22 protein-coding genes are annotated in these 22,079 nt (G+C 70.0%); 14 read left to right on the forward strand and 8 right to left on the reverse strand.

The window, feature by feature from the left end:
- Positions 1-60 precede the first annotated feature (60 nt).
- A complete protein-coding gene (locus ACQP0P_RS12420; protein ID WP_433375128.1) occupies positions 61-762 on the forward strand; it encodes a pentapeptide repeat-containing protein in 702 nt (233 codons plus the stop codon).
- A 28-nt stretch (positions 763-790) separates the two neighbouring features.
- Here the strand turns inward: ACQP0P_RS12420 and ACQP0P_RS12425 are convergent, their stop codons facing one another.
- The 4 genes from ACQP0P_RS12425 to ACQP0P_RS12440 form a co-directional block, all read right to left on the reverse strand.
- On the reverse strand, positions 791-1,906 hold the full coding sequence (locus ACQP0P_RS12425) for an NAD(P)H-dependent flavin oxidoreductase (protein WP_433375131.1): 1,116 nt from the start codon (positions 1,904-1,906) through the stop codon (positions 791-793).
- A gap of 145 nt (positions 1,907-2,051) precedes the next feature.
- Positions 2,052-2,816: a CoA-transferase subunit beta gene (locus ACQP0P_RS12430; protein WP_433375134.1), complete on the reverse strand. Its 765-nt coding sequence runs from the start codon at positions 2,814-2,816 to the stop codon at positions 2,052-2,054.
- Entirely contained in the window at positions 2,813-3,658 is an 846-nt protein-coding gene (locus tag ACQP0P_RS12435; protein ID WP_433381835.1) for a CoA transferase subunit A, read from the reverse strand. The genes ACQP0P_RS12430 and ACQP0P_RS12435 overlap by 4 nt, the downstream gene beginning before the upstream one ends.
- A gap of 88 nt (positions 3,659-3,746) precedes the next feature.
- Positions 3,747-4,556 carry an enoyl-CoA hydratase family protein gene (locus tag ACQP0P_RS12440; protein WP_433375137.1) on the reverse strand — a complete coding sequence of 270 codons (810 nt, stop codon included), beginning with the start codon at positions 4,554-4,556 and terminating at the stop codon, positions 3,747-3,749.
- A gap of 206 nt (positions 4,557-4,762) precedes the next feature.
- Between ACQP0P_RS12440 and ACQP0P_RS12445 the strand changes: the two genes are divergently transcribed.
- The 3 genes from ACQP0P_RS12445 to ACQP0P_RS12455 all read left to right on the forward strand — a co-directional run bounded on the left by ACQP0P_RS12445 (position 4,763) and on the right by ACQP0P_RS12455 (position 8,580).
- The gene (locus ACQP0P_RS12445; protein ID WP_433375140.1) at positions 4,763-5,590 is read left to right on the forward strand and encodes an SDR family oxidoreductase; all 828 of its coding nucleotides are present in this window, start codon (positions 4,763-4,765) and stop codon (positions 5,588-5,590) included.
- Positions 5,591-5,647: 57 nt separating this feature from the next.
- Positions 5,648-6,553, forward strand: coding sequence for an SDR family oxidoreductase (locus ACQP0P_RS12450; protein WP_433375143.1), 906 nt, complete (start codon positions 5,648-5,650; stop codon positions 6,551-6,553).
- Positions 6,554-6,870: 317 nt separating this feature from the next.
- Positions 6,871-8,580, forward strand: a complete 1,710-nt coding sequence (locus ACQP0P_RS12455; protein WP_433375146.1) for a glycoside hydrolase family 3 protein — start codon at positions 6,871-6,873, stop codon at positions 8,578-8,580.
- Here ACQP0P_RS12455 and ACQP0P_RS12460 read toward each other — a convergent pair whose 3' ends face one another.
- Entirely contained in the window at positions 8,581-9,282 is a 702-nt protein-coding gene (locus ACQP0P_RS12460) for an alpha/beta fold hydrolase (protein WP_433375148.1), read from the reverse strand.
- Positions 9,283-9,362: 80 nt separating this feature from the next.
- On the opposite strand from ACQP0P_RS12460, the gene ACQP0P_RS12465 reads away from it, so the two are divergent.
- From ACQP0P_RS12465 to ACQP0P_RS12490, 6 genes are all read left to right on the forward strand, one after another.
- Complete coding sequence (locus ACQP0P_RS12465) at positions 9,363-10,358, forward strand: LacI family DNA-binding transcriptional regulator (RefSeq protein WP_433375151.1); 996 nt, start codon at positions 9,363-9,365, stop codon at positions 10,356-10,358.
- 107 nt (positions 10,359-10,465) lie between these two features.
- Positions 10,466-11,713 carry an MFS transporter gene (locus ACQP0P_RS12470; RefSeq protein ID WP_433375153.1) on the forward strand — a complete coding sequence of 416 codons (1,248 nt, stop codon included), beginning with the start codon at positions 10,466-10,468 and terminating at the stop codon, positions 11,711-11,713.
- Positions 11,714-11,913: 200 nt separating this feature from the next.
- Entirely contained in the window at positions 11,914-12,828 is a 915-nt protein-coding gene (locus ACQP0P_RS12475; RefSeq protein WP_433375156.1) for an ATP-binding cassette domain-containing protein, read from the forward strand.
- Positions 12,829-12,830: 2 nt separating this feature from the next.
- A complete protein-coding gene (locus tag ACQP0P_RS12480) occupies positions 12,831-13,628 on the forward strand; it encodes an ABC transporter permease (protein ID WP_433375159.1) in 798 nt (265 codons plus the stop codon).
- 10 nt (positions 13,629-13,638) lie between these two features.
- The gene (locus ACQP0P_RS12485; protein ID WP_433375162.1) at positions 13,639-14,787 is read left to right on the forward strand and encodes a sensor histidine kinase; all 1,149 of its coding nucleotides are present in this window, start codon (positions 13,639-13,641) and stop codon (positions 14,785-14,787) included.
- The gene (locus tag ACQP0P_RS12490; protein ID WP_433375165.1) at positions 14,778-15,440 is read left to right on the forward strand and encodes a response regulator transcription factor; all 663 of its coding nucleotides are present in this window, start codon (positions 14,778-14,780) and stop codon (positions 15,438-15,440) included. The genes ACQP0P_RS12485 and ACQP0P_RS12490 overlap by 10 nt, the downstream gene beginning before the upstream one ends.
- A gap of 308 nt (positions 15,441-15,748) precedes the next feature.
- On the opposite strand, the gene ACQP0P_RS12495 is transcribed toward ACQP0P_RS12490, so the two are convergent.
- The gene (locus ACQP0P_RS12495) at positions 15,749-17,089 is read right to left on the reverse strand and encodes a DUF1254 domain-containing protein (protein WP_433375168.1); all 1,341 of its coding nucleotides are present in this window, start codon (positions 17,087-17,089) and stop codon (positions 15,749-15,751) included.
- Between the two features lie 427 nt (positions 17,090-17,516).
- On the opposite strand from ACQP0P_RS12495, the gene ACQP0P_RS12500 reads away from it, so the two are divergent.
- The 4 genes from ACQP0P_RS12500 (at position 17,517) to ACQP0P_RS12515 (ending at position 21,063) form a co-directional block, all read left to right on the forward strand.
- Positions 17,517-17,885 carry a YciI family protein gene (locus tag ACQP0P_RS12500; protein WP_433375171.1) on the forward strand — a complete coding sequence of 123 codons (369 nt, stop codon included), beginning with the start codon at positions 17,517-17,519 and terminating at the stop codon, positions 17,883-17,885.
- Positions 17,886-17,892: 7 nt separating this feature from the next.
- On the forward strand, positions 17,893-18,231 hold the full coding sequence (locus tag ACQP0P_RS12505; protein WP_433375174.1) for a YciI family protein: 339 nt from the start codon (positions 17,893-17,895) through the stop codon (positions 18,229-18,231).
- A complete protein-coding gene (locus ACQP0P_RS12510; RefSeq protein WP_433375177.1) occupies positions 18,228-19,484 on the forward strand; it encodes an RNA polymerase sigma factor in 1,257 nt (418 codons plus the stop codon). The genes ACQP0P_RS12505 and ACQP0P_RS12510 overlap by 4 nt, the downstream gene beginning before the upstream one ends.
- A gap of 85 nt (positions 19,485-19,569) precedes the next feature.
- Complete coding sequence (locus ACQP0P_RS12515) at positions 19,570-21,063, forward strand: MFS transporter (protein ID WP_433375180.1); 1,494 nt, start codon at positions 19,570-19,572, stop codon at positions 21,061-21,063.
- On the opposite strand, the gene ACQP0P_RS12520 is transcribed toward ACQP0P_RS12515, so the two are convergent.
- Positions 21,054-21,572: an ATP-binding protein gene (locus ACQP0P_RS12520; RefSeq protein WP_433375183.1), complete on the reverse strand. Its 519-nt coding sequence runs from the start codon at positions 21,570-21,572 to the stop codon at positions 21,054-21,056. The genes ACQP0P_RS12515 and ACQP0P_RS12520 overlap by 10 nt on opposite strands.
- Positions 21,569-21,850, reverse strand: coding sequence for a hypothetical protein (locus ACQP0P_RS12525; RefSeq protein WP_433375185.1), 282 nt, complete (start codon positions 21,848-21,850; stop codon positions 21,569-21,571). Before ACQP0P_RS12525 ends, ACQP0P_RS12520 begins: the two co-directional genes overlap by 4 nt.
- Between the last annotated feature and the right edge of the window lie 229 nt (positions 21,851-22,079).

The following is a 22,079-nucleotide window of genomic DNA, read 5'->3' on the forward strand; positions in this document are numbered from 1 at the left end:
GGAATTCGTGAGCGTCACCCTCCCGCTGATTCTGTCGGGGCAGGCTGCTTGAATCGCCGGATGGATGTGGCACGGTTGCTGGCGGGCCAGCGGGAGATCAACGGGGTCGATCTGGCGAGGCGCTCGCTCGGAGATCATCTGACCGGCGAGGGACCCTACGTCTTCAAGGAGTGCGACCTCACCGGCGCCGACTTCAGCGGGGCGTCGCTGGTGGGGGCCTCGTTCGAGGGATGCGTGCTGGAGCGGGCCGACTTCCGCCGTACGGATCTGGACGGGGCGCGTTTCTCCGGCGGCGGGGGAGCGGGGCTCAGGTTCGCGAACGCCGAACTCGTCGACGCGGCCTTCACCGACGTCGACCTGTCGGGTGCGAACTTCGGGCGGGCACTGCTCACCGACGTCGTCTTCACCGGCTGCCGCATGATCGGCGCGGTGCTGACCGGCTGCCGGGGCATCGGCTACCGGTTCGACGGTTCCAACCTGATGCTGGCCGACCTGATCGGCTGCTCGTTCCGAGGCGCCCACCTGCGGGGCACCCGCCTCGACGAGGCCAACCTGTCGAGCTGCGACTTCACCAATGCCGTGTTCGAGGACTGCCGCATGATCGGCGCCCGCACCGTCGACACGGTCTTCACCATGGCCGACCTGCGCGGCCTGGATCTCGGCGAGGTCGACGACACCCGGCTCCGATCGCTGCGTGGAGCGATCATCAGCCCGTCCCAGGCCGCCCTGATCCTCGCCTCCCGAGGTCTCACCGTCAACTGACCCGGCCGGCTCACCGGGTCCGGCGCCGTCAGGGCCGGGGCAGCCGGTCCAGCACGGCGTGCGCCTCCCACATGATCCGGCCGATCAGCTCCGCGCAGGACGGCAGGTCGTCGATCAGCCCGACGACCTGCCCGGAGGCCATCACCCCGAGGTCCGCGCGCCCGTCCACCATGGCGGCCCGCAGCAGCATCGGGGTGTTGGCCGCCTGGAGCACCTGGGCCCAGGTCAGGTCCCGGCCGTGCCGCATCCGGCGGCCTTCGCGGATCATCGCCGCCCACGACATGCCGGACAGCCGCTTGAACCTGGCCCCGTTGGCGACCGCGCGGAGCAGCCGCAGGCGCGAGCGTTCGAGCGAGTCGACGAACGGGGTGCGCAGCACGCGGTGCGGAACGCCGTCCACCCGCGTGGTGACCACCGTCTCGGCGGTGCCGAGGTAGACCCTCTTCACCTCGTCGCCGACCGTGGAGTCCGAGGTCAGCAGGAAGCGGGTGCCCATCGCGACCCCGCAGGCGCCGTACGACAGGGCGGCGACCAGCCCGCGCCCGTCGCAGAACCCGCCCGCCGCGATCACCGGGATGTCCACCGCGTCCACGACCTGGGGGAGCAGCACCGTGGTGGGGACGGCCCCGGTGTGCCCGCCGCCCTCACCGCCCTGCACGATCACCGCGTCCACGCCCCAGGCGGCGACCTTCTCGGCGTGCCGACGCGCACCGACCGAGGGGATCGTCAGCACCCCGGCGTCCTTGAGCCGGGCGATCAGCTCGCGCTTGGGGGCCAGCGCGAACGACGCGACCCGTACGCCTTCGCGGATCATGACGTCGATCCGCTCGCCGGCGTCGTCGGCGTCGGAGCGGATGTTCACCCCGAAGGGCGCGTCGGTGCGTTCCCTGACCGACCGGATCGCGGCGGTCATCTGCTCGACGGGCATGGTGGCCGCCGCGATGATGCCCAGACCTCCGGCGGCGGAGGTGGCGGCGGCCAGCCGGGCCCCGGCCACGTAGCCCATGCCGGTCTGCACGACAGGGTGGCGGCAGCCGACCATCTCGGTGAGCCGGGTCGCCAGCCCCGGCGGCTCCGCCTCCGGTGCGGACGTGCCGGTCGCGGGTCCCGGCGGGTCCGGGACGGGTCCGGAGTACGAGGTCATGGGAGTTCTCCTGACGGGCGGCCGGTGGTGAGGACTCTGCCGGTCTCGTCATCCGAGGCGGGGCACCCAGGTCGCGAGGATCGGGAACGAATCGGCCGGCAGAGTCCGCGAGAGATGGAATCCGGTTCCGGTGGTGGGGAGGAGGTCAGGCGGGGATCTCGCGGTCGCGGAGTGAGCCGGGGTCGAGGACCTCGCGCAGGACGCGGAGTTCCTCGCCGGTCGGCTGCCGGGTCTCGGGGACGTCGCCGGTGACGGCCAGCGGGAAGCCGGTCGCCGCCACGACCTCGTCCGCGGTGACGCCCGGGTGGACCGAGGCCAGGCGCATCGAGTGGTCGGGGCTCTGGAAGTCCAGCACCGCCAGGTCGGTGACCACCCGGCGCAGGTCGTGGTGGCGGTGGGCGCTCGGCCCGGCTTCGGCCGCGCGGTCGTGGCCGACGCCGCTGACCATGTCCACCCGCGGTACGAACACCCGGGGCGAGTGCCGGGGGATCCAGTAGCTGGTCGGGCAGCACACGGTGTTGCCCGGCACCCCGCGCACGCCCAGGAGCTGGGACTTCGGCCGGGACCAGTCACCGATGCAGGAGATGTTGCTGTTGCCGTACCGGTCGATCTGGCTTGCTCCCAGCATGACGTGCCGCCTGCCGTTGAGCACCAGCCACAGGTGGTCCCTGAACGGCAGCCATCCCTCGACGACCTGTGGGCTCTGTCCCAGCGGCGGTACGTCGCCGGTCAGCAGGCACAGCCCGTCGTGCGTGATGAGGTCGGGCTCGAAGGTGAGCCGGGCCAGCCGGGCGGCCAGCACGGTGATCGCGCCGCCGATGCCCGCGGCCAGGATCTCCCCGTCCCCCCGGAACGCCTCGGCGCAGGCGACGACGCACACCTCGGCCCGCGTGGCGACGGTCACGGTCATGACTCCTCCCGGAACTGGCGTACGGCCTCCTGGTAGGCGGCCTCGTCTCCGGACAGGTAGCGGCCGGTGAAGGCCCGCCACGTCTCGGGGCCGGTGGCGGCGCTCGCGTAGGCCTTCTGGAACGCCTCGTCGCGGCCGTAGTCGGGCTCGCAGGTGGTGAAGTGGGCGCCGCCGGGGGTCTCCACCACGCCGGTCACCATGAACCGGCTGATCAGCAGTGACTGGACCGGCCCCTCCTTGAGCAGGTCGGCGGTGTCCACCACGCGCTCGCAGGAGACGTAGCAGCGCTCGGCCGCCTTGGCGTAGAGGTCGTCGAAGTAGGGGTCGGGGCCGAGATACTGGGCGTTGCCGCGCTGGTCGGCCCGGTTGAGATGGACGAGCGCGACGTCCAGGGTCAGCGCGGGGACGGCGACGAGTTCCTCGCCTCCGGCATAGGGCGACCGTACGGTCCGCAGCTCGGGGTTGACCCGCATCACGTCCGAGCCGAGCCCGGCGCGGGTCGGCAGGAACGGCAGCCGGTGCGCCGCCGCGAGCAGGCCGAACATGAACATGCCCTCGTCGTACTCGGTGAACTCCACGGCCCCGGTCTGCCGGGCGACCCGGAAGTGCGGTTCGAGGGGGATCGAGTCCATCGTCACGAACGGGGCGACCACCCGGGAAACCTTGCCGTACGCGCACAGCAGGCCGACGTCGGGGCCGCCGTACGAGACGACCGTCAGGTCCTCCAGGGAGGACCGGCAGATCGCCCGGACCAGCGCCATCGGCTTGCGACGCGAACCCCAGCCGCCGATCCCGATCGTCATGCCGCTGTGCAACGACCCGACGACCTCCTCGACCGACATCACTTTGCTCACCGGTCGCCCACCACCCCTTCTCTCGCTCCGCGGATCGCTCTGTCTCTTGGCCGCCTGCCGCTGGTTCGCTCCCCGCTCACCGGCCACCCGCCTCCTCGCCCGTGGAGGAGGTCGAGGAGGCACCCGATTCCCGGCGCACCGAGCCGTTGTTCCCCGCGATGAACGCGTCGCGGTGTCTGTCACCGGAGCCCATCAGGTTGAGTTCGAAGGTGAAGCCCTGTTCGAACCGGTAGCTGCGCCTGACGTCGACCGGGTCGATACCGTTCAGCGACTCCTTGGCCCGCCGGATGACGTAGGGGTCCTTTCCGGCGATCTGGGCGGCGACCTCGAAGGCGGTCCCGCGCAGCCGGTCGCGGGGCACGACCTCCAGTACCGAGCCGAAGGCGTGCAGCTCGGCGGCGGTGACGGTGCGGCACGTGTAGACCATGGCCCGCATCAGATGCTGGGGGACCAGCCTGGCCAGGTGGGTGGCCGCGCCGAGCGCCCCCCGGTCCACCTCGGGCAGGCCGAAGTAGGCGTCGTCGGAGGCCACCACGATGTCGGCGTTGCCCGCCAGCCCGACCCCGCCACCGAGGCAGAAGCCGTGCACGGCGGCGATCACCGGGACCTCGCACTCGTAGACCGCCGCGAACGCCGCGAAGCATCCGCGGTTGGCGCCGACCAGCGCGGCGTGCCCGGCGGTGGCCTGCATCTCCTTGACGTCCACCCCGGCGTTGAACCCCCGGCCCTCCGCGCGCAGCACCACGACGCGGGTCTCGGGCGCGTGGCCGGCCTCCTGGACGGCCTCGGCCAGCTCGAACCAGCCGGAGACGGGTAACGCGTTGACCGGTGGCACGTCCACTACGACCTCGGCGACCGCTCCGCCGCCGTGCAGGGTGATTCCCATCGCGCCTCACTGTTCGCACCTAACGCTTGCTTGGTACGGTAGCACGCGACGACCGGACAACAGGAGGGTGCCCGGCGGCGGCCACCGGATGACCCCGGGCGATCGGTTCGAGACCTGGCCGGTCCGCCTGGAACGGCGATTGGTCTCCTGGGCGACTCCCGGGTGACCGTTTCGAAGGCGAGGACGAGGGTGAGGAGGCGAGCGCCGTGAACGCCGAGGGCGACGCGGATCGCGCGGCCGGTGTGGACGCCGGGGCTCGTGGAAGTGGTGGAGCACCCGGCCGGGTCCGCTACGACCACACCGGATCGGTCGTGCTGGTGACCGGCGGAACCAGGGGACTCGGCGCGGGCATCGCCGGTGCGTTCCTGGCCGCAGGGGCCGAGGTGGTGGTGTGCGCCCGCAGGAAGCCGGAGACCCTGCCCGAGGGCCTCGTGTTCGTCGCGGCCGACGTGCGCGACGCGGCGGAGGTGGACCGGCTGGTCACCGAGGTCGAGGAGCGGTACGGCAGGCTCGACACGGTGGTCAACAACGCCGGCGGCTCGCCGTACGCGCTCCTGGCCGGAACCTCCCCGCGGCTGCACGCCCGGATCGTGGAGCTCAACCTGATCGCCCCGCTGCTGGTCGCGCAGCGCACCCACCCCCTGCTCGCCGCCTCCGGCGGCTCGGTCATCATGATCGGTAGTTCCAGCGGTACCCGGCCCTCCCCGGGCACCTCCGCGTACGGCGCGGCCAAGGCGGGCCTGCACCACCTGGCCGCCTGCCTGGCCGCCGAGTGGGCGCCGCGGGTGCGGGTCAACGCGGTGGTCGTCGGCCTCGCCGAGACGGAGGACTCGGCGGACCACTACGGCGGCCCCGCCGGGGTCGCGCGGATGGGTGCCGCCGTTCCCGCGGGCCGGATGGCCCTTCCCGCCGATGTGGCCGAGGTGTGCCTGTGGCTGGCGGTCCCCGGCTACGTGACCGGTGCGGAGATCGCGGTGCACGGCGGTGGCGAGATCCCCGCCTGGCGGGAGATCGCATCTGGACACGACGGGTGAACAGCCGGGAAACTCTGCATGATCACTCTGCATGATCACGACGAAAGGGGCCCAGGCATGGGCGGGATCTGTGACGGGCGCGTGGTGATCGTGACCGGTGCCGGGCGCGGCATCGGCAGGGAGCACGCCCTGGAGTTCGCCCGGCAGGGGGCCAGGGTCGTGGTCAACGACCTCGGCACCGGCCGCGAGGGCGACGGGCGGTCGGGCGACCCGGCCCTGCGGGTGGTCGAGGAGATCCGCGCCCTGGGCGGCCGGGCTGTCGCCAACAACGACGACGTCACCGACTGGGGCGGTGCCGACCGGCTGGTCAAGACGGCGCTGAGCGCCTTCGGACGGCTGGACACGCTGGTGAACAACGCCGGATTCGTCCGTGACCGGATGCTGGTCTCGATGACCGAGCAGGAGTGGGATGACGTGATCCGGGTCCACCTCAAGGGCCACTTCCTGCCGCTCCGGCACGCGGGCGCGCACTGGCGGGAACGCTCGAAGGCGGGCGAGCCGGTGGACGCCCGGGTGATCAACACCTCCTCGGGGGCCGGACTGCTCGGCAGCGTCGCCCAGGGCAACTACTCCGCGGCCAAGGCCGGCATCGTCGCGCTCACCCAGGTCGCCGCCGCCGAGCTCGGCCGCTACGGCGTCACGGTGAACGCGATCGCCCCGGCCGCCCGCACCCGGATGACCGAGGAGGTCTTCGCCACCATGATGGCCAGACCCGAGGACGGCTTCGACGCCATGGACCCGGCCAACATCGCGCCCCTGGTGACCTGGCTCGGCTCGGCCGCCTCCGGGCACGTCACCGGCAGGGTCTTCGAGGTGGAGGGCGGCGTCGTCTCGCTGGCCGACGGCTGGCGCCACGGCCCCCGCGTCGACCGGGGCGCCCGCTGGAACCCCGCCGACATCGGTGACGCCGTCGCCGAACTGCTCACCGAGGCGCCCGGCCCTGAGCCGGTCTACGGCACATAGCCGGGCGGTACGAGGTCACCGCCGTCACGGCGTACGGCTGCGACTCCAGGCCGGAGCACCGATATCCGACTCCGTACCGGTACCCGCGACCCCCATAGCTGCCGACAGCGGGACTGCGACCGGGTTCCGTCAAGGTCGGCTTCGCGAGACCCGGTCGTTACGGGTCGCGCCCGGCCGGTTCTCACGGCGGCCGGAACCCCCTGGTTACGCCGGAGTTCTCCGGCAAGCGGCCGGCCGTGTTGTTGCGTTTCGGCCTGAAGTGTTGAAACAATTCCTGAGTCAAGTGATTATACGTATAATCAATGAAAGGTGGCATCGTGGACTACCAGGACCCTCAGCTATCCGTCGAGCGGCGTGTCGACGACCTCGTGGGCAGGATGACACTTGAGGAGAAGGCGGGACTGCTCTTCCAAACCATGGTGACGATGAGTGACATCATGCCCATCCCCTCGGCCACCGACATGATCGACGGTCGGCTCATGAACCACTTCAACCTGTTCGGCAGCGCCTCGGCGCGCGAGATGGCCGAGTGGAACAACGCCGTACAGGAGCGGGCGAAAGCGACCAGGCTCGGCATCCCCGTGACGATCTCCACCGACCCGCGTCACTCCTTCTCCAGCAACCCGGGCGCGGCCATGATGGCGGGAGTGTTCTCACAGTGGCCGGAGACGACGGGGCTGGCCGCGATCGGCGACGAGGCCCTGGTCGAGAAGTTCACGGACATCGCCCGGCAGGAGTACCTCGCCGTCGGCATCCGGGTCGCTCTGCACCCGCAGATCGACCTGGCCACCGAACCCCGTTGGGCGCGCGCCAACGCCACCTTCGGCGAGGACGCGGAGCTGACCTCCCGGCTGGTCAAGGCATATATCCGAGGTTTCCAGGGGGTACGCCTCGGTAAGGACAGCGTCGCCTGCATGACCAAGCACTTCCCTGGCGGCGGCCCGCAGAAGGACGGCGAGGACCCGCACTTCGCGTACGGCCGCGAGCAGGTCTACCCGGGCGGCAACTTCGACTACCACCTCAAGCCGTTCGAGGCCGCCTTCGAGGCCGGAACCTCGCAGATCATGCCCTACTACGGCATGCCGGTCGGCACGCCGTACGAAGAGGTCGGGTTCGGATTCAACAAGGATGTCATCACCGGCCTGCTGCGCGAGCGGTACGGCTTCGACGGCATCGTCTGCACCGACTGGGGCCTGCTCACCGATGACGTGATCATGGGGCAGCCGGTGGCCGCCCGTGCCTGGGGCGTGGAGCACCTCACCCCACTGGAGCGGGCGAAGAAGGCACTGAACGCCGGGATCGACCAGTTCGGCGGGGAGGCCTGCCCGGAACTGGTCATCGAGCTGGTCAGGAGCGGGCAGATCGCCGAGGAGCGCATCGACGTCTCGGTACGCCGCCTGCTGCGCGAGAAATTCGTGCTCGGCCTGTTCGAGGACCCGTTCGCAGACCCGGACCGAGCCGAGGAGATCGTCGGCCGCGCCGACTTCGTCCAGGCGGGGATCGAGGCGCAGAGCGCGTCGCTCACCCTGCTCAAGAACGGCCCGCTGCCGCTGGCGGAGGGGCTCAGGATGTACGTCGAGGGCGTCGACGCCGAGACCGCCGCAGGCTACGGGACGATCGTGGCTACTCCGGAGGAGGCGGACATCGCGCTCGTACGACTGGCGGCGCCGTACGAACCGCGTTCCGGCACGTTCGAGTCGTTCTTCCACGCGGGTAGCCTGGCCTTCCCCGAGGCGGAGATCGCCAGGCTGCGCGCGTTGCAGAGCAGGGCCGACACGGTCGTGGACGTGTACCTGGAACGGCCCGCCGTCTTCCCCGAGATCGCCGAGGGGGCCGTCGCCGTGCTTGGTGACTTCGGCGCGAACGACGCGGCCTTTCTCGACGTGGTCTTCGGACGCAGGTCGCCGCTCGGGCGCCTGCCATACGAGCTGCCTCGCTCGATGGCCGCGGTCGAGGCGAGCCGTTCCGACATGCCGTACGACAGTGAGGACCCGCTCTACCCGTTCGGGCACGGGCTGAACTACTGATCAGATCCAGCCGTCGAGGCTGGTCAGGAAGTCCTCGAAGAGGTGCCGGTGGATGGTGTGCTCGGCGCCCTTGACGACGCGGACCTCGAAGCCCCTGGCCTTGAGGTCATCGGCCTGGTCGGGGGAGACGAGGAAGCTCGGGTCGGCGAGCTGCACCAGCGAGGGCACGACCGGCTCGGGGGTGTGGTCGGAGCCGGCGATCTCGCTCAGGGACAGTACGGTCCGCGGGTCCCAGAGCTTGAGCATCTCGATCTCGACCGCGTTCTCCTCGGCGGTCCAGCCGGGGTGCATCGCCGCGACCTGCTCGACGGTGGCGTGCTTGAGCTGCATCATCATGTCGGTCATCGGCGCGTCGCCCTCCATGCGCGGCAGCCGGAAGCCCGGGTCCGAGTAGATCGCGCGAGCCGGCCTGAGCCGCTCGACCGCCACGGCCAGCGTCAGCCCGCCGAGCGAGTGGCCGATGGCCAGTTCGGGACGGGCGGGCACGGATTCCAGCACCGAGGAGGCGTACAGCTCGGGGGAGTACGTCTCGGCGCGCGGCGACTGACCGTGTCCCGGCAGATCGACGGCGATGACGCGGTAGCCCAGGGAGGCGAGGTGCGGGCCGACCCGCCACCAGCACTGGGAATCGGCCATGATGCCGTGGATCAGGACGGCGACCTTGCCGTCCGACGGGCCCCACTCACGGGTGTGAAGCTGCATTCAACTCTCTCCAGGGTTAAGTTATACGTATAAGCAGTTGATAACATGCGAGGACAGGCCCAGGCAAGAGAGCGAGACCCGTGACCTCCCATGTGAAGCCGCCGACCAGCGTCGATGTGGCGCGCGCTGCGGGAGTCTCCCAGGCCACGGTCTCTTACGTGCTCAACGACAGCCCCGGCGCACGGGTCGGCGACGAGACCCGCGAACGGGTCAGGGAGGCCGCCGCACGCCTCGGCTACGTCCCGCACGCCAGCGCCAGAACGCTGCGCACCGGGCACAGCGGCCTGGTCCTGCTCCCGCTCTCCCTGGCCAGAACCGGCAGACTGGCGCAAGACCTGCTCGACGAGATGGAGGACGAGCTGCGTGAGCGCGGTTACACCCTCATCCAGTACGGCGAGCGCCGGCTGAAGGGCACCGCCGCCGCGCGGTCGTGGGCCGAGCTGCGGCCGGTCGCCGTGCTCGTCGAGGTGGAGAGGCTCACCAAGGCGGCGGTCGAACTGCTCAAGGCCTCGGGTGTGAAGGCCGTCATCGGGTTCGGCGCCGAACGTCCTTCACCGCTCGTGCCGGTCGCGCTGTACGACCAGGAGGCCATCGGCGCCTGCGCGGCCGAGCATCTGGTCTCGCGGGGCCGTACCCGGCTGGCCGCCGTCGTGCCGCGTGAGCAGGGCATCGACAAGATGGGCGTCGGCCGCTGGCGTGGCGTGTGCCAGGTGGTGCCCGGCGCCGAGCGGATCGACCTGGCCCTCTCCGAGGACGAGGCGGCGCGCTTCGCCGCGCGGGGCGACCTGCCGGACGGTGTTTTCGCCTACAACGACGAGTACGCGATGCTCGTCGTCAGCGCGCTGCGAGACGCCGGGGTACGGGTGCCCGAGGACGTCGCGGTCGTCGGGGCGGACGACCTGGTCATCGCCGGGCTGATGCGGCCCAGGCTGACCAGTGTGCACATGGACCCGACCACGACGCCCGGCGAGCTGATCGCCATGGTTGACGAGATCATCCGCGGGGAGCGTGCGGCCGGGCCCCGGACCGTGCTCAGCCGCTACACGCCGCGCCTGGTGGTCAGAGAGACGACGTAACAAGTTGAACATGGTCCTTGTCGGCTCTCGAAGGGACGCATAATCTCCAGATCAATCATTGGTGATACGTATCACCATGGCGTTTGATCCGGAAAGGTGCTGGTCCCGTGACCCAAGTTCAGGGCGCCGCCCCCACAGTCGACAACGGACACAAACTCGGCCCGCTCTACCTGACGCTGCCGCTGGCCAATGTCGCGGTCATGTTCCTGTGGCTGGCGGTGGGGGCCTTCGTCCTGCCCGTCCACGTACAGCGGATCACCGGGACCAACGACGTCACCGCGCTCGGCCTGGCCAACTCCATCGGGCCGCTCATGGCCACCCTCGCCAACCCGATCTTCGGCCAGATCTCCGACAGGACCCGCTCGCGCTTCGGCCGGCGCTCGCCCTGGATCCTCGGGTGCGTACTGCTCGGCGCGCTCGCGCTGGTGGCACAGGCCAACGTGGGCAGCGTGCTCATGCTGGGCATCAGCTGGGCCGCCGTGCAGACCATCATGAACGGCTACCAGGCGGCGATAACGGCCATCCTGCCCGACCGGGTCCCCGCCGCCAGGTACGGCACCTTCTCCGGACTCTTCGGACTGGGCACGCCGCTCGCGGTGATCGCCGCCTCGATCATGTTCATCGTCTTCCCGCAGCTCGCCCAGGGGGGCGCCTACTACGTGGTCATCGCGCTGCTGCTGGTCGCCGCGGTGCTCGTCGTCTTCGCCTCGCCCGACACGTCATCGGTGGATCTGCCGCGCGAGCCGTTCGACTTCGGCCTCTTCCTGGGCGGGTTCTGGCGGCCGCTGAAGACCCACGACTTCCGGTGGGCCTTCGTCTCGCGTTTCGGCGTCATGCTCGGCTACTTCGTCATCTTCACGTTCAACCTGTTTCTGCTTGAGGACTTCATCAAGATCCCGAAGGACCAGGTCATCGCGCAGATGGGCATCCTCATGCTCATCGGGCAGGTTGCCACCCTGCTCGCGGTGCTGGTCATCGGGCCGTTGTCGGACCGGATCGGCAGGTTCAAGCTGTTCGCGCTGATCGCCGGGGTCGTATCCGCGATCAGCCTGGGCATTCCGCTGCTCATGCCGACCTTCCAGGGGATGGTGATCTACAACGTGGTGCACGGCATCGCGTTCGGGATCTTCATGGCGGTGGACATGGCGCTGGTGACCAAGGTGCTGCCGAACCCGGAGGAGGTCGGTAAGGACATGGGGGTCATCAACATCGCCAACGCCGGGCCGCAGATCGTCGCGCCGTCCATCGCGGCGCTGGTGGTCACGGTGGGCGGTTACCCGACGCTGTTCACGGTGGGTATCGTGATCTCGCTGCTCGGCGTGGCGGGAGTGCTCAGGATCAGAGGGGTTCGCTAGCCGCCGGATACGGCGGGCGGTGTGAGGTCACCACCGTCGCAGCGCACAGCTGCGACTCCCGGCCGGAGAACCGATATCCGATCCTGTGCCGGTACAACCTGGCGAACATCGGAGCGCGGACCTTTACGGTTTCCCGCCATTGAAGTCGGAGGTTCGCCTCCATGGTGGCCGTGGCCGCCGGTTGCCTAGCGTTGGCCGACGTGATCAGTCTTCAAGGTTTGGGCAAACGCTACGGTGACCGGATGGTCGTCGACGACCTGTCGTTGGACGTGAGGCCAGGCACGGTCACCGGCTTCCTCGGGCCGAACGGGGCAGGCAAGTCGACGACGATGCGCCTGATCCTCGGGCTCGACCGCCCCACCGCGGGCACGGCGCTGATCGGCGGTGTGCCGTACCACGAGATCAGGAATCCGCTGCGGACGGTGGGCGCGATGCTGGACGCACGGGCGCTGCATCCCGGGCGTAGCGGGTACGCGCATCTGCTGGCGCTGGCGCGCGGCAACGGCATCACGCGGAGCCGGGTGACGGAGGTCCTGGAGCAGGTCGGGATGGCGGATGCGGCGGGTAAGCGGGCCGGTGGGCTGTCGCTGGGCATGAGCCAGCGGCTCGGTATCGCGGGTGCGCTACTGGGCGATCCGGAGGTGCTGATGTTCGACGAACCGGTCAACGGTCTGGACCTCGACGGCGTGCGCTGGGTGCGCCACCTGATGCGCTCGCTGGCCGAGGAGGGCCGCACGGTGTTCGTCTCCAGCCACCTGATGAGCGAGATGCAGCTCACCGCCGACCATCTGGTGGTGATCGGCAGGGGACGGCTCATCATGGACGCGCCGCTGGCGGAGGTCATCGGGCGCAACTCCCTGACCGCCGTGGTCGTCCGCACCCCGCACGCGGCCGACCTGTCCGTACGGTTGAACGGTGCCGGGATCACGGTGGAACGGCTCGGCGAGAACGAACTCGTCGCCACCGGCGCCACGATCGAACGCATCGGCGACCTGGCGTACGAGGCGGGCATCCGGCTGCACGAGCTGCGTACCCGCGAGGCCTCGCTGGAGCAGGCATATCAGGAGCTGACCGCGAGCAGCGTGGAGTACGGCACACAGGAAGCGGGAGCGTGAACATGGGGACCAGAGAGTTGGGCCAGGCGGTCGGCGCGGAGTGGGCGAAGCTGTGGTCGGTCCGCTCCACCTGGTGGTGCCTGGCCGGCGCGGTGCTGCTCATGGTGCTGAGCGCGCTGATGCTGGGCGGGGCGACGGCCACGGACATGCTCCGTGCCGAGGGCGGCGGAACCCGCTTTCCGGCGAGCGAGCCGGTGATCTCGGCGACCTCGTTCGCCCAGTTCGCGCTGGTCGCGCTGGCGATGCTGACGATCACCTCGGAATACGCGTCGGGCAGCATCCGGAGCACGCTGCAGGCCACGCCGATCCGCGGCCGGGTGATCGCCGCGAAGGCGCTGGTGGTGGGGCCGGTGATGTTCGCCGTCGGAGTGCTGTCCGGAGCCGTGGCCACCGCGGTCGTCTACACGGTGCTGTCCGCCGACCTGTTCGGCGGCTATGTGGCGCTGCCGCCCGCCGAGGTCGCGCTCGACCTGCTGCGGGTCGGTGTCTTCTTCGCCCTGGTGTCGGTGATGACGCTCGGCGTGGGCACCGCGGTGCGCAGCGCGGCGGGCACCCTGACCGTGGTGTTCATGCTGCTGATGGGCCTGCCGCTGATGCTGCTGATGACGGGTGTTTCGGCGGCGATGGAGGTGTCCCTGCGCATGCCGCTGTTCGCCGGCCTGGCCTTCATGGGCAGTACCGACAACCTGACCGGCGGCCCGATGCCCTACGGGGCGGGAGAAGGCCTGGCCTGGCTGCTGGCATGGACGGTGGCGGCGGTGGCGGCCGGCCATGTCGTGCTGCGCCGGCGTGATGCCTAGACTTCGGGCCGTGTCAGGTAACCGCGCCGCGCGCACCCTGGTGGGGGTGCTCGCGGGCATGGCCCTCGGGGTCGTCGAGCTGGCCTTCCTCTGCCTGGCCTGGCCGGCTTCCCTGGTCGCGGCCACCCGGCCCGCCGCCGACCGGGGCCTGGCCCGGCTGACGGCACTCGAACGGGCCCGGCTGGCCAGGTGGCTGGGCCACGACACGACGCGAACGGCCGGCGGCTACGGCTTTCTCGCCGCCCGCGCCACCCTGGGCCTGGTGGGCGGGTACGGCTGCGCGGCGGGTCTGTTCCTTGGTGGTCTGCTCCTGTTCGGAGGGCTGTGGGACCTGCTCTGGGGCGACTCCGAGACGGTGCCGGTGAACCTGCCCGGCGTGAAGCTGGTCACCACCGGCGGGATCCTCGGGCTGGCCGGTGCGGGGGTAGTACTGGCCCTGGTGACGCTCGGGGTCCTCGCCGTGGGAGTGGCAGAACGGCGGCTGGCCGACCACTTCCTCGGACCGGACAGGCAGGAACTGATGCGCAGGCGCATCGCCGAACTGACCGCGACCCGCGCGGGCGTCATCCGGGCCGTCGACGACGAACGGCGCAGGATCGAGCGCGACCTGCACGACGGCGTGCAGCAGCGGGGGGTGGCGCTGGCCATGCTGCTCGGCCGCGCCCGGCACAGCCCCGACCAGGCCAGGACCGCCGAGCTGGTGGGCCAGGCCTACGCCGAGTCGCGCCGGCTTCTCGACGAGCTACGCAGTGTGGCCTGGCGGATCTATCCGACCGCACTCGACGAGCTGGGCCTGCGCGCCGCGCTCGCGGGCATCGCCGAGCGGTCGAGCATGCCGGTGACCGTGCACTATGGGCTGGCCGACCGACCCGTCTCCGAGGTCGAGACCGCCCTGTACTTCACCGCCCGCGAGGCGATCACCAACGCGATCAAGCACGCGGGAGCCCGTGACATCCTGGTCCTGCTGACAGAGGACGAGCGGACGGTGAGCGTGGCGATCTCGGACGACGGCAGGGGCGGCGCGGACCCCTCGGGGGGAGGGCTCTCCGGGCTGGCCAGGCGAGTCCTGGCGCTCGACGGAGTGTTCACCGTCGACAGTCCGGAAGGCGGCCCCACCAAGATCGTCGCGACGCTGCCGAAGGACACGCCGTGCGACTGATCCTGGCCGACGACTCCGTGCTGCTCCGCGAGGGCCTGATCCGGCTGCTCAACGACGCCGGGCACGAGGTCCTCGCCGCCGTCGGCGACGCGCGGGCGCTGCTCGACGCCATCCGGCGGCACCCGCCCGACGTGGCCGTGATCGACGTACGCATGCCCCCCACGCACACCGACGAGGGGCTGCGGGCGGCACTGGAGATCCGCGAACACCGGCCGGACGTCGGGGTCCTCGTGCTGTCCCAGTACGTGGAGAAGACGTACGCGGCCACGCTCCTGGCGGGAAACACCGAAGGGCTGGGCTACCTGCTCAAGGACCGGGTCTCGGAGGTCGCCGACTTCCTGGACTCGCTGGAGCGGATACGCGCCGGCGGCACGGTCTTCGACCCGGAGGTGGTCCGCCAACTGCTCGCCCGCACCACCCACGCCGACCCGCTGAGCAGGCTGAGCAGGCGCGAGACGGAGGTGCTGCGACACCTCGCGCAGGGCTACGTCAACGCGGCGATCGCCGAACGCCTGCACGTGTCGCTCAGCACCGTCGAAAAGCACATCAACGCCATCATGGACAAGCTCGACCTACCCCGCGACCCCGGCTACAGCCGCAGAGTGCTGGCCATCCTGCGCTACCTCGACGACTACGAGGCGACTCACTCGTAGCACCCTGCCGAGGCCGACGCTGCGGTTGCCACGCCATCATGGACAAGCTCGCCGTGGGCCGCGACCCGCGCGAGATCCGTACGGTGTTCAACTTCCCCGGCCGCATCACCGACCCGGACGGGCACCGCCTCACCTGAGAAGGAGCACGCCGGGTTCGGCGGACGGGCCGGGGAAACGGGCTGATCGCAAGGTCAGCACCGCGCCGCGGCCCGCCTGGCAAGCGGCAAGGTCGCCGGTGCCCGGTGCAGGTGGTTTACAGTCCCTGCCGTCCGCGCCGGACGTCACCTGCCTGCGAGCACCATCCCACCTCAGCTTTCGGGGGTCAGCCGAGGAGGCTTCCAGTCGGCGATGGTGTCCTTATCGGGTGCGTACAGGCGCATGGTCAGCGTGAACGGGGCGGTGTCGACGGGCAGCCAGTTACTCGCCGGAATGTCAGGGCCGGGATTGTCGGGCTGAATGGCGATATCGGCGGACCCGTCGGTGTTGGTGGTGATGGGGTCCTGGTGGCCGACGGCGTACTTCTTGGCGTCGTTGGGGATGAAGTAGCCGTCGGTGTCGTAGGCGGTGATCGACCAGAAGGCATCGACCGGAGGGAGCCCGCCGGGCTCGAAATGCAGCCGGAAGCGGGTGGCGTCGGTGGTGGTGGGGCTGGCCGTGCTGGGGTAGAGGGAGTCCTCTGGCCGGTTGGCGCCCAGTCCATGCAGCGCGGTGGAGGCGCGCAGATCGTAGTCGGTGCCGTAGGTGCCGAGGTTGGGAGACGACAACCAGCCGTTGAGGTCATTATTCGCGGGGTTGGTGTAGGTGCTGACGTGGGTCTCGCCGTCCTTCTTGGCCTGGTCCAGCAGATCGCTGTTCAGGTCATTGACGGTGCCCCCGGGCACGATCCCGATGGAGGCCAGGCGCTCCATCATGGCCGGATCCTCAGGTGAGGCCGGGTTGGGGACCATCAGGGCACACAGCCGGTTGTAGAACGTCACCGCGTCCATGGCCGTTACCTGGGCGGGAGGCGGGTCGATCATGTTGATGCCGGGATCGAAGGTGCCTGGGGGCGGGACGTAGGTGCCGGGTGAGGACCAGGCACTGAGCGGGATCAGCCGCATGTCGTCCTGTAGCGCGTGCACGTGCTCCAGTTCATCTGCGTCGTCGAGGGCCATCAGTTCGGTGCGGCCCACGATCCAGACGGTGTTGGTCGGCATCGGCAGCGGTGTGGTGTCGGCCGGGACGTCGCCGTTCCAGCCGGGGCCATACAGCAGGAAGGCGGAGGGGGTGGCGGTGGTGGTCTGGCCGGGGTGGTGCAGGGTGTTGGACCAGGCGTCCATGATCTGCATCAGCCAGTACCGCGGACGCTCCGTCTCGTCGTCCGGCTCCTTGGTTTGCATGTCAGGCAGGGACAGCACGATCGGCTCGGTGGTCAGGTCGAGCCAGGAGAAGGAGTAGAGGGTGTCCTGGTTGGTGCGCACCACTGTGCGGTCTGCCGGGTCGGGCAGGGTGCGGGCGTGGATGAACTGGTTGATTGGGGCGTGTTCGTCCTCGTTGTTGGGATCCATGTTGGTATCGATGGCCTTGGTGATGTCCATCAAGACCAGCGGATAACCGAAGACGTAGGCGTCGGTGGCGATCGCAAGAAACTGGTCGTCAGGCAGGGGCATGCCGAGCTGTCCTTTCCGTCCGGCTCCGCCCTCTGGCCGTCAAGGCCCGCATCACCTTCGGCCCGGCAGCACTCCGCCGGCAGGGCGCATGTCTTCCAGGGCGGAGCAGAAGCGAATGATCGCTTCAATCTTTCATCGTCACCACACCGGCGGCCATGACCTTGGCGTGACCGGATGCGGCCATCCCTACGGAGGCGGCCGGAGTACGGGAGAAAAGACACCGCGGCCGGGTGTTCCCACTGGTCGGTGGCGTCGGAGAGGTGCGGCGAGGTGTTCAATGACGGCGGCGACCACCCCGTTGCCGTGCCGGGTGTTCGGAGCGGGCGGGAAAATCTCGCGGTTCGGTACCGCAAGAATGTGGCACCTGCTCCGACTCCATGGTGAACGGCGCCTTCGGGGGCCGCCCGACCACTGAAGGAGACGACACGTGAAGTTCTTGTTGATCATGCACAACAACCCGCGGATCTGGGACGCGCTGACCGAGGAGGAGCGCAACGAGGTGATGAGCGGCCACGGCCCGTTCATGGAGACCATCAAGAAGTCCGGAGAGATGATCAGCACCACCGCGCTGGCCGACCCGTCGCAGAGCGCCGTGGTCAGGGTCCGGGGCGGCGTCCCGGCGGTGACGGACGGGCCCTACCTTGAGGCCAAGGAGTACCTCGGCGGCTACTACCTGGTGGAGTGCGACAGCCGGGAGCGCGCCCTGGAGCTGGCCGCGCTCATCCCGGACGCCGGCGTCGAGGGCCTCGGCATCGAGGTGCGGCCGGTGGTCTACGCGGGCACGGCCGACGACTGAGCACGCGGTGAAGTTCCTGCTGAGTCTCTACCTGAGCGCCACGGCCCTACCCCGGGGAGGGCTCGGCCATGAGGAGTTCCTGGCCACGGCAGGGCAGGCAGGGGAACTGATCAGTGCTCACGTGTTCGCCGATCCGTCCATCAGCGCCGTCGTACGGGGCCGGGAGGGCGTGGTGACCGTGACCGAGGGCCCGTACCTGCAGACCCCCGATCATGTCGTCGGCCAGTACGTGGTCGACTGCGAGAGCCGGGAACGCGCCGTGGAACTGGCCACCCTGATACCGAGTGGTCAGGTCGGCGGCGTGGAGGTGCGGCCGCTGATGGACTCGGCCGGGATGGAGATGTGAGCACGACCGAACGCCTCGGGGACCTGCTGCGCGAACTCGCGCCGCAGGTCCTCGGCGTGCTCCTGCGCCGCTACGGCGGGTTCGAGGAGTGCGAGGACGCGGTCCAGGAGGCGCTGCTCGCCGCGGCGACGCAGTGGCCCGGACAGTGGCCCGACGGCGGGGTTCCGGACAGCCCGCGTGCCTGGCTGATCACGGTCGCCTCCCGCCGCCTGGTCGACCAGGTACGCAGCGAGCAGGCACGCCGCCGCCGGGAGGTCACCGCGGCGGTGCGGGAGGCGCCGGACGCCGCCGTCGCGCCGGCGCCCGGCGAGGAAAGTCCGGGCGACCGGGACGACACGCTCGCGCTGCTGTTCCTGTGCTGTCATCCGGCGCTGACGCCCGCCTCCCAGGTGGCGCTCACGCTGCGCGCCGTCGGCGGCCTGACCACCGCCGAGGTGGCGCGGGCGTTCCTCGTGCCGGAGGCCACCATGGCGCCGCGGATCAGCCGCGCCAAGCAGCGGATCAAAACCGTCGACGCGTCGTTTGAGATGCCGGGCGCCCAGGAGCGGGCCGAACGGCTGGACGCCGTCCTGCATGTGCTCTACCTGATCTTCAACGAGGGCTACACCGCCAGCTCCGGACCCGACCTGCACCGCGCCGATCTCACCACGGAGGCGATCCGGCTCACCCGTGTGGTGCACCGGTCCTTGCCGGATGACGGTGAGGTCGCCGGGCTGCTGGCACTGATGCTGCTGACCGACGCCCGCCGTGCGGCCCGCACCGGCCCGGACGGCGTCCTCATACCGCTGGCCGAGCAGGACCGGAACCGGTGGGACGCCGCCCTGATCGAAGAGGGCGTCGAGCTGGTCACCGACGCCATGTCCTCCTCCCCCCTCGGCCCCTACCATCTCCAGGCGGCGATCGCCGCGCTGCACGTCCAGGCGCCGCGAGCCGAGGACACCGACTGGGAACAGATCCGCATCCTGTACGCGATCCTCGGCCGGATCGCGCCGAACCCGATGGTCACGCTCAATCACGCCGTCGCGGTCGCGATGACCCGCGGGCCCCAGGCCGGACTCGAACTGCTGGAAAGCCTGGACGGCGACCCCCGGATCGCCCGCCACCACCGCCTCCACGCCGTGCGCGCCCACCTCCAGGAACTGGCGGGCGAGTACGCCGCCGCACGGGAGAACTACCGGCTGGCGGCCCGGCGTACCACGAGCCTCCCCGAACAGCGCTACCTGCGAGACAGGGCGGAAAAGCTGGAGCGATAGCAGCTGTCCGCCCGTACCGATGTCAAGAAGCTCCCGACCGCTCCGACTGACCGGTGAGACATCGAGAGAACAGGGAGTTTCGGATATGCGAGTCAACCGGGCCTGGCTGGGACTGATCGTCCTCGTACTGCCGACATTTCTTGTCGCGATAGACATGACGGCGTTGCTCCTCGCACTCCCACAGCTGGCCGCCGACCTGGGGGCCACCAACGTCCAGCAGCTGTGGATCAGTGACAGCTACGGATTCATGGTGGCCGGTTTCGTCATCACGATGGGCACGCTCGGCGACCGGATCGGCCGCCGACGGCTGCTGATGATCGGCGGGGCGGCGTTCGCGGTGCTGTCGGTCGTGGCCGCCTTCGCGACCGGCCCGCTGATGCTGATCGTCGCGCGTACGCTGCTGGGTGTCGCCGGCGCGACCCTGGCGCCGTCCACACTTGCCTTGATCACCAACATGTTCCGTGACGAACGGCAGCGCGGGCAGGCCATCGCGATCTGGGCGACCTGCCAGTTCACCGGAGGCGCACTCGGACCCGTGCTCGCCGGATTCCTGCTCCAGCACTTCTGGTGGGGATCGGTGTTCCTGGTCGCCGTGCCGGCGATGGCGTTGCTGCTGCTCGCCGGGCCGGCCCTGCTGCCGGAGTTCCGCAGCGACCAGGCCGGTCGCTTGGACCTGGCCAGCGTCGGGCTGTCGCTCGCGACGGTGCTTCTGATGGTCTACGGCGTCAAGCAGCTGACCGTCGAGAGCGTGCCGGTGGTGCCGGCGGTGGCCCTCGTCCTCGGCGTGGTCATCGGGTTCCTGTTCGTACGCCGGCAACTGCGGCTGGAGACGCCGCTGCTGGACCTGCGGCTGCTCCGCAACCGCCCGTTCACGGCCGTACTCGTCGGGCTGACCTTCGCCGGCATCGCCATGGCCGGTACCGGCCTGCTGGTGACCCAGTACCTGCAGAGCGTGCTGGGCTTCTCGCCGTTCGCGTCGGCGATGCTGTTCGCGCCGATGGGCCTGGGGGTGGCGGTCGGCACCATGGCCGCGCCGGCGCTGAGCCGGCGGATGAAGCAGACGACCGCGATCGCCGGCGGGCTGGTGGGGTCGGCGCTGGGCAGCCTGCTGCTGGTAGGCGTCGATGGTGCGTATGCTCTGCCGCTGGTGATGATCGGCATCACCGTACTGGCCCTGGGCGTCGGCCCGCTGTTCGCGCTGGGCACCGGGCTGGTCGTCGGGTCCGTACCGCCGGAGCGCGCCGGCTCGGCGGCGTCGATGTCGGAGACCGGCAACTACCTCGGCGGCTCGCTCGGCCTCGCGCTGCTCGGTGTGGTGGCCGCGGTGGTCTACCGCAGCCGGATGGACGGCACGTCCGACTCGCTGGCCGGTGCGGTCGCCGCCAGCCAGGACCTTCCCGCCGGCCAGAGCGCGGAACTGCTGCACACCGCGCGGGAGGCGTTCACCGCCGGCCTGCACGTGACCGGCGTCGTCGCCGCGGTCATCTTCGCCGGGCTGGCCGTACTGATCCTGACCATGCGCCCGGCGACCCGGACCACCCCGGCCGCACTCCCCGACTACGAGGCGACTCACTCATGACGGTGTCTGAACCACTGGGAGGAAAGGGGATCGCGTCCTGACGGATGACCGATCGCGAGCCGGAACCATACGACCCCGCCCACCTCGTCGTCGCGATCGGTGCCCCAGGCGCAGGCCAGGTGGTCCACCCAGCTCAGGCCGCGCCCGCTGAGACTGTCGTCGTCGGTCGTCCGGATCGCCGGAACACTGGTCGCCGAGCCGTCGTCGATCACCTCAACCTGGATCAGGCCGTCGCCCAACCCCACGCGGATCGCGATCAGCCCGCCCGGCCCGGCCGAGTCGCTGTGCAGGACGGCGTTGGTGACCACCTCGCTGACCAGCAGTTCGAGCGTCTCCAGCGTCTCGGTGGCGGTCGGGTGACCGTCCAGGAGGCCCAGCACCCACCTGCGGGCGGCCCCCGCCGACTGCGCGACGCCGGGAAAGTCGCGTTGCCCCACGATCCGGAGCCCGTCCCAGCGCTTGATCACCACCTCCGCCGCGCCGGGGCCGCCCTGTTCCCGCGTGCTCACGCGGTCACCGCCGATGCGATCATGTCGGCGGCGTTGTCGGCCTCGGCCCAGATCCAGTCGCGCCGCCAGGTCACCGACCACCAGGGACGCCAGACGAAGACCCAGCCGCAGGCGCGACGGGTGACCTGGATCCGGACCCGAACCCCGCTGGGAGACATGATCTCCAGCACCGGCACCCCGGCAGCGGGGATGACCACCGAAGTGGCCACCCCAAGAACCCGCAGGTCCCAGCCGAGCCGCACGAGGTGGATGTACTGCACTTGCTGTGGATCACGCACTGTGTCTCCCTCTTTTCGGTCGAATGATCCGGAAGGTGATGAAGTGAACACTTAGCGTCACTAGCTAGAAGAATGCGGAGCGTTCGCTAGCGTTGCCGTGTGTAACCGAAGTCAGGCATCTCGATGTTTCGTTATGCAAGACTTCACTTCGAATCCTTGAAGTGAGGATTGGCGTTGCGGGGCGGAAGCGTGAGTGCTTTCATTCCGGGTGTGGGAAGCGCTTCGTGGT

The organism is Streptosporangium sp. CA-115845, from assembly GCF_050943795.1.
In the GTDB taxonomy this organism is placed as follows: domain Bacteria; phylum Actinomycetota; class Actinomycetes; order Streptosporangiales; family Streptosporangiaceae; genus Streptosporangium.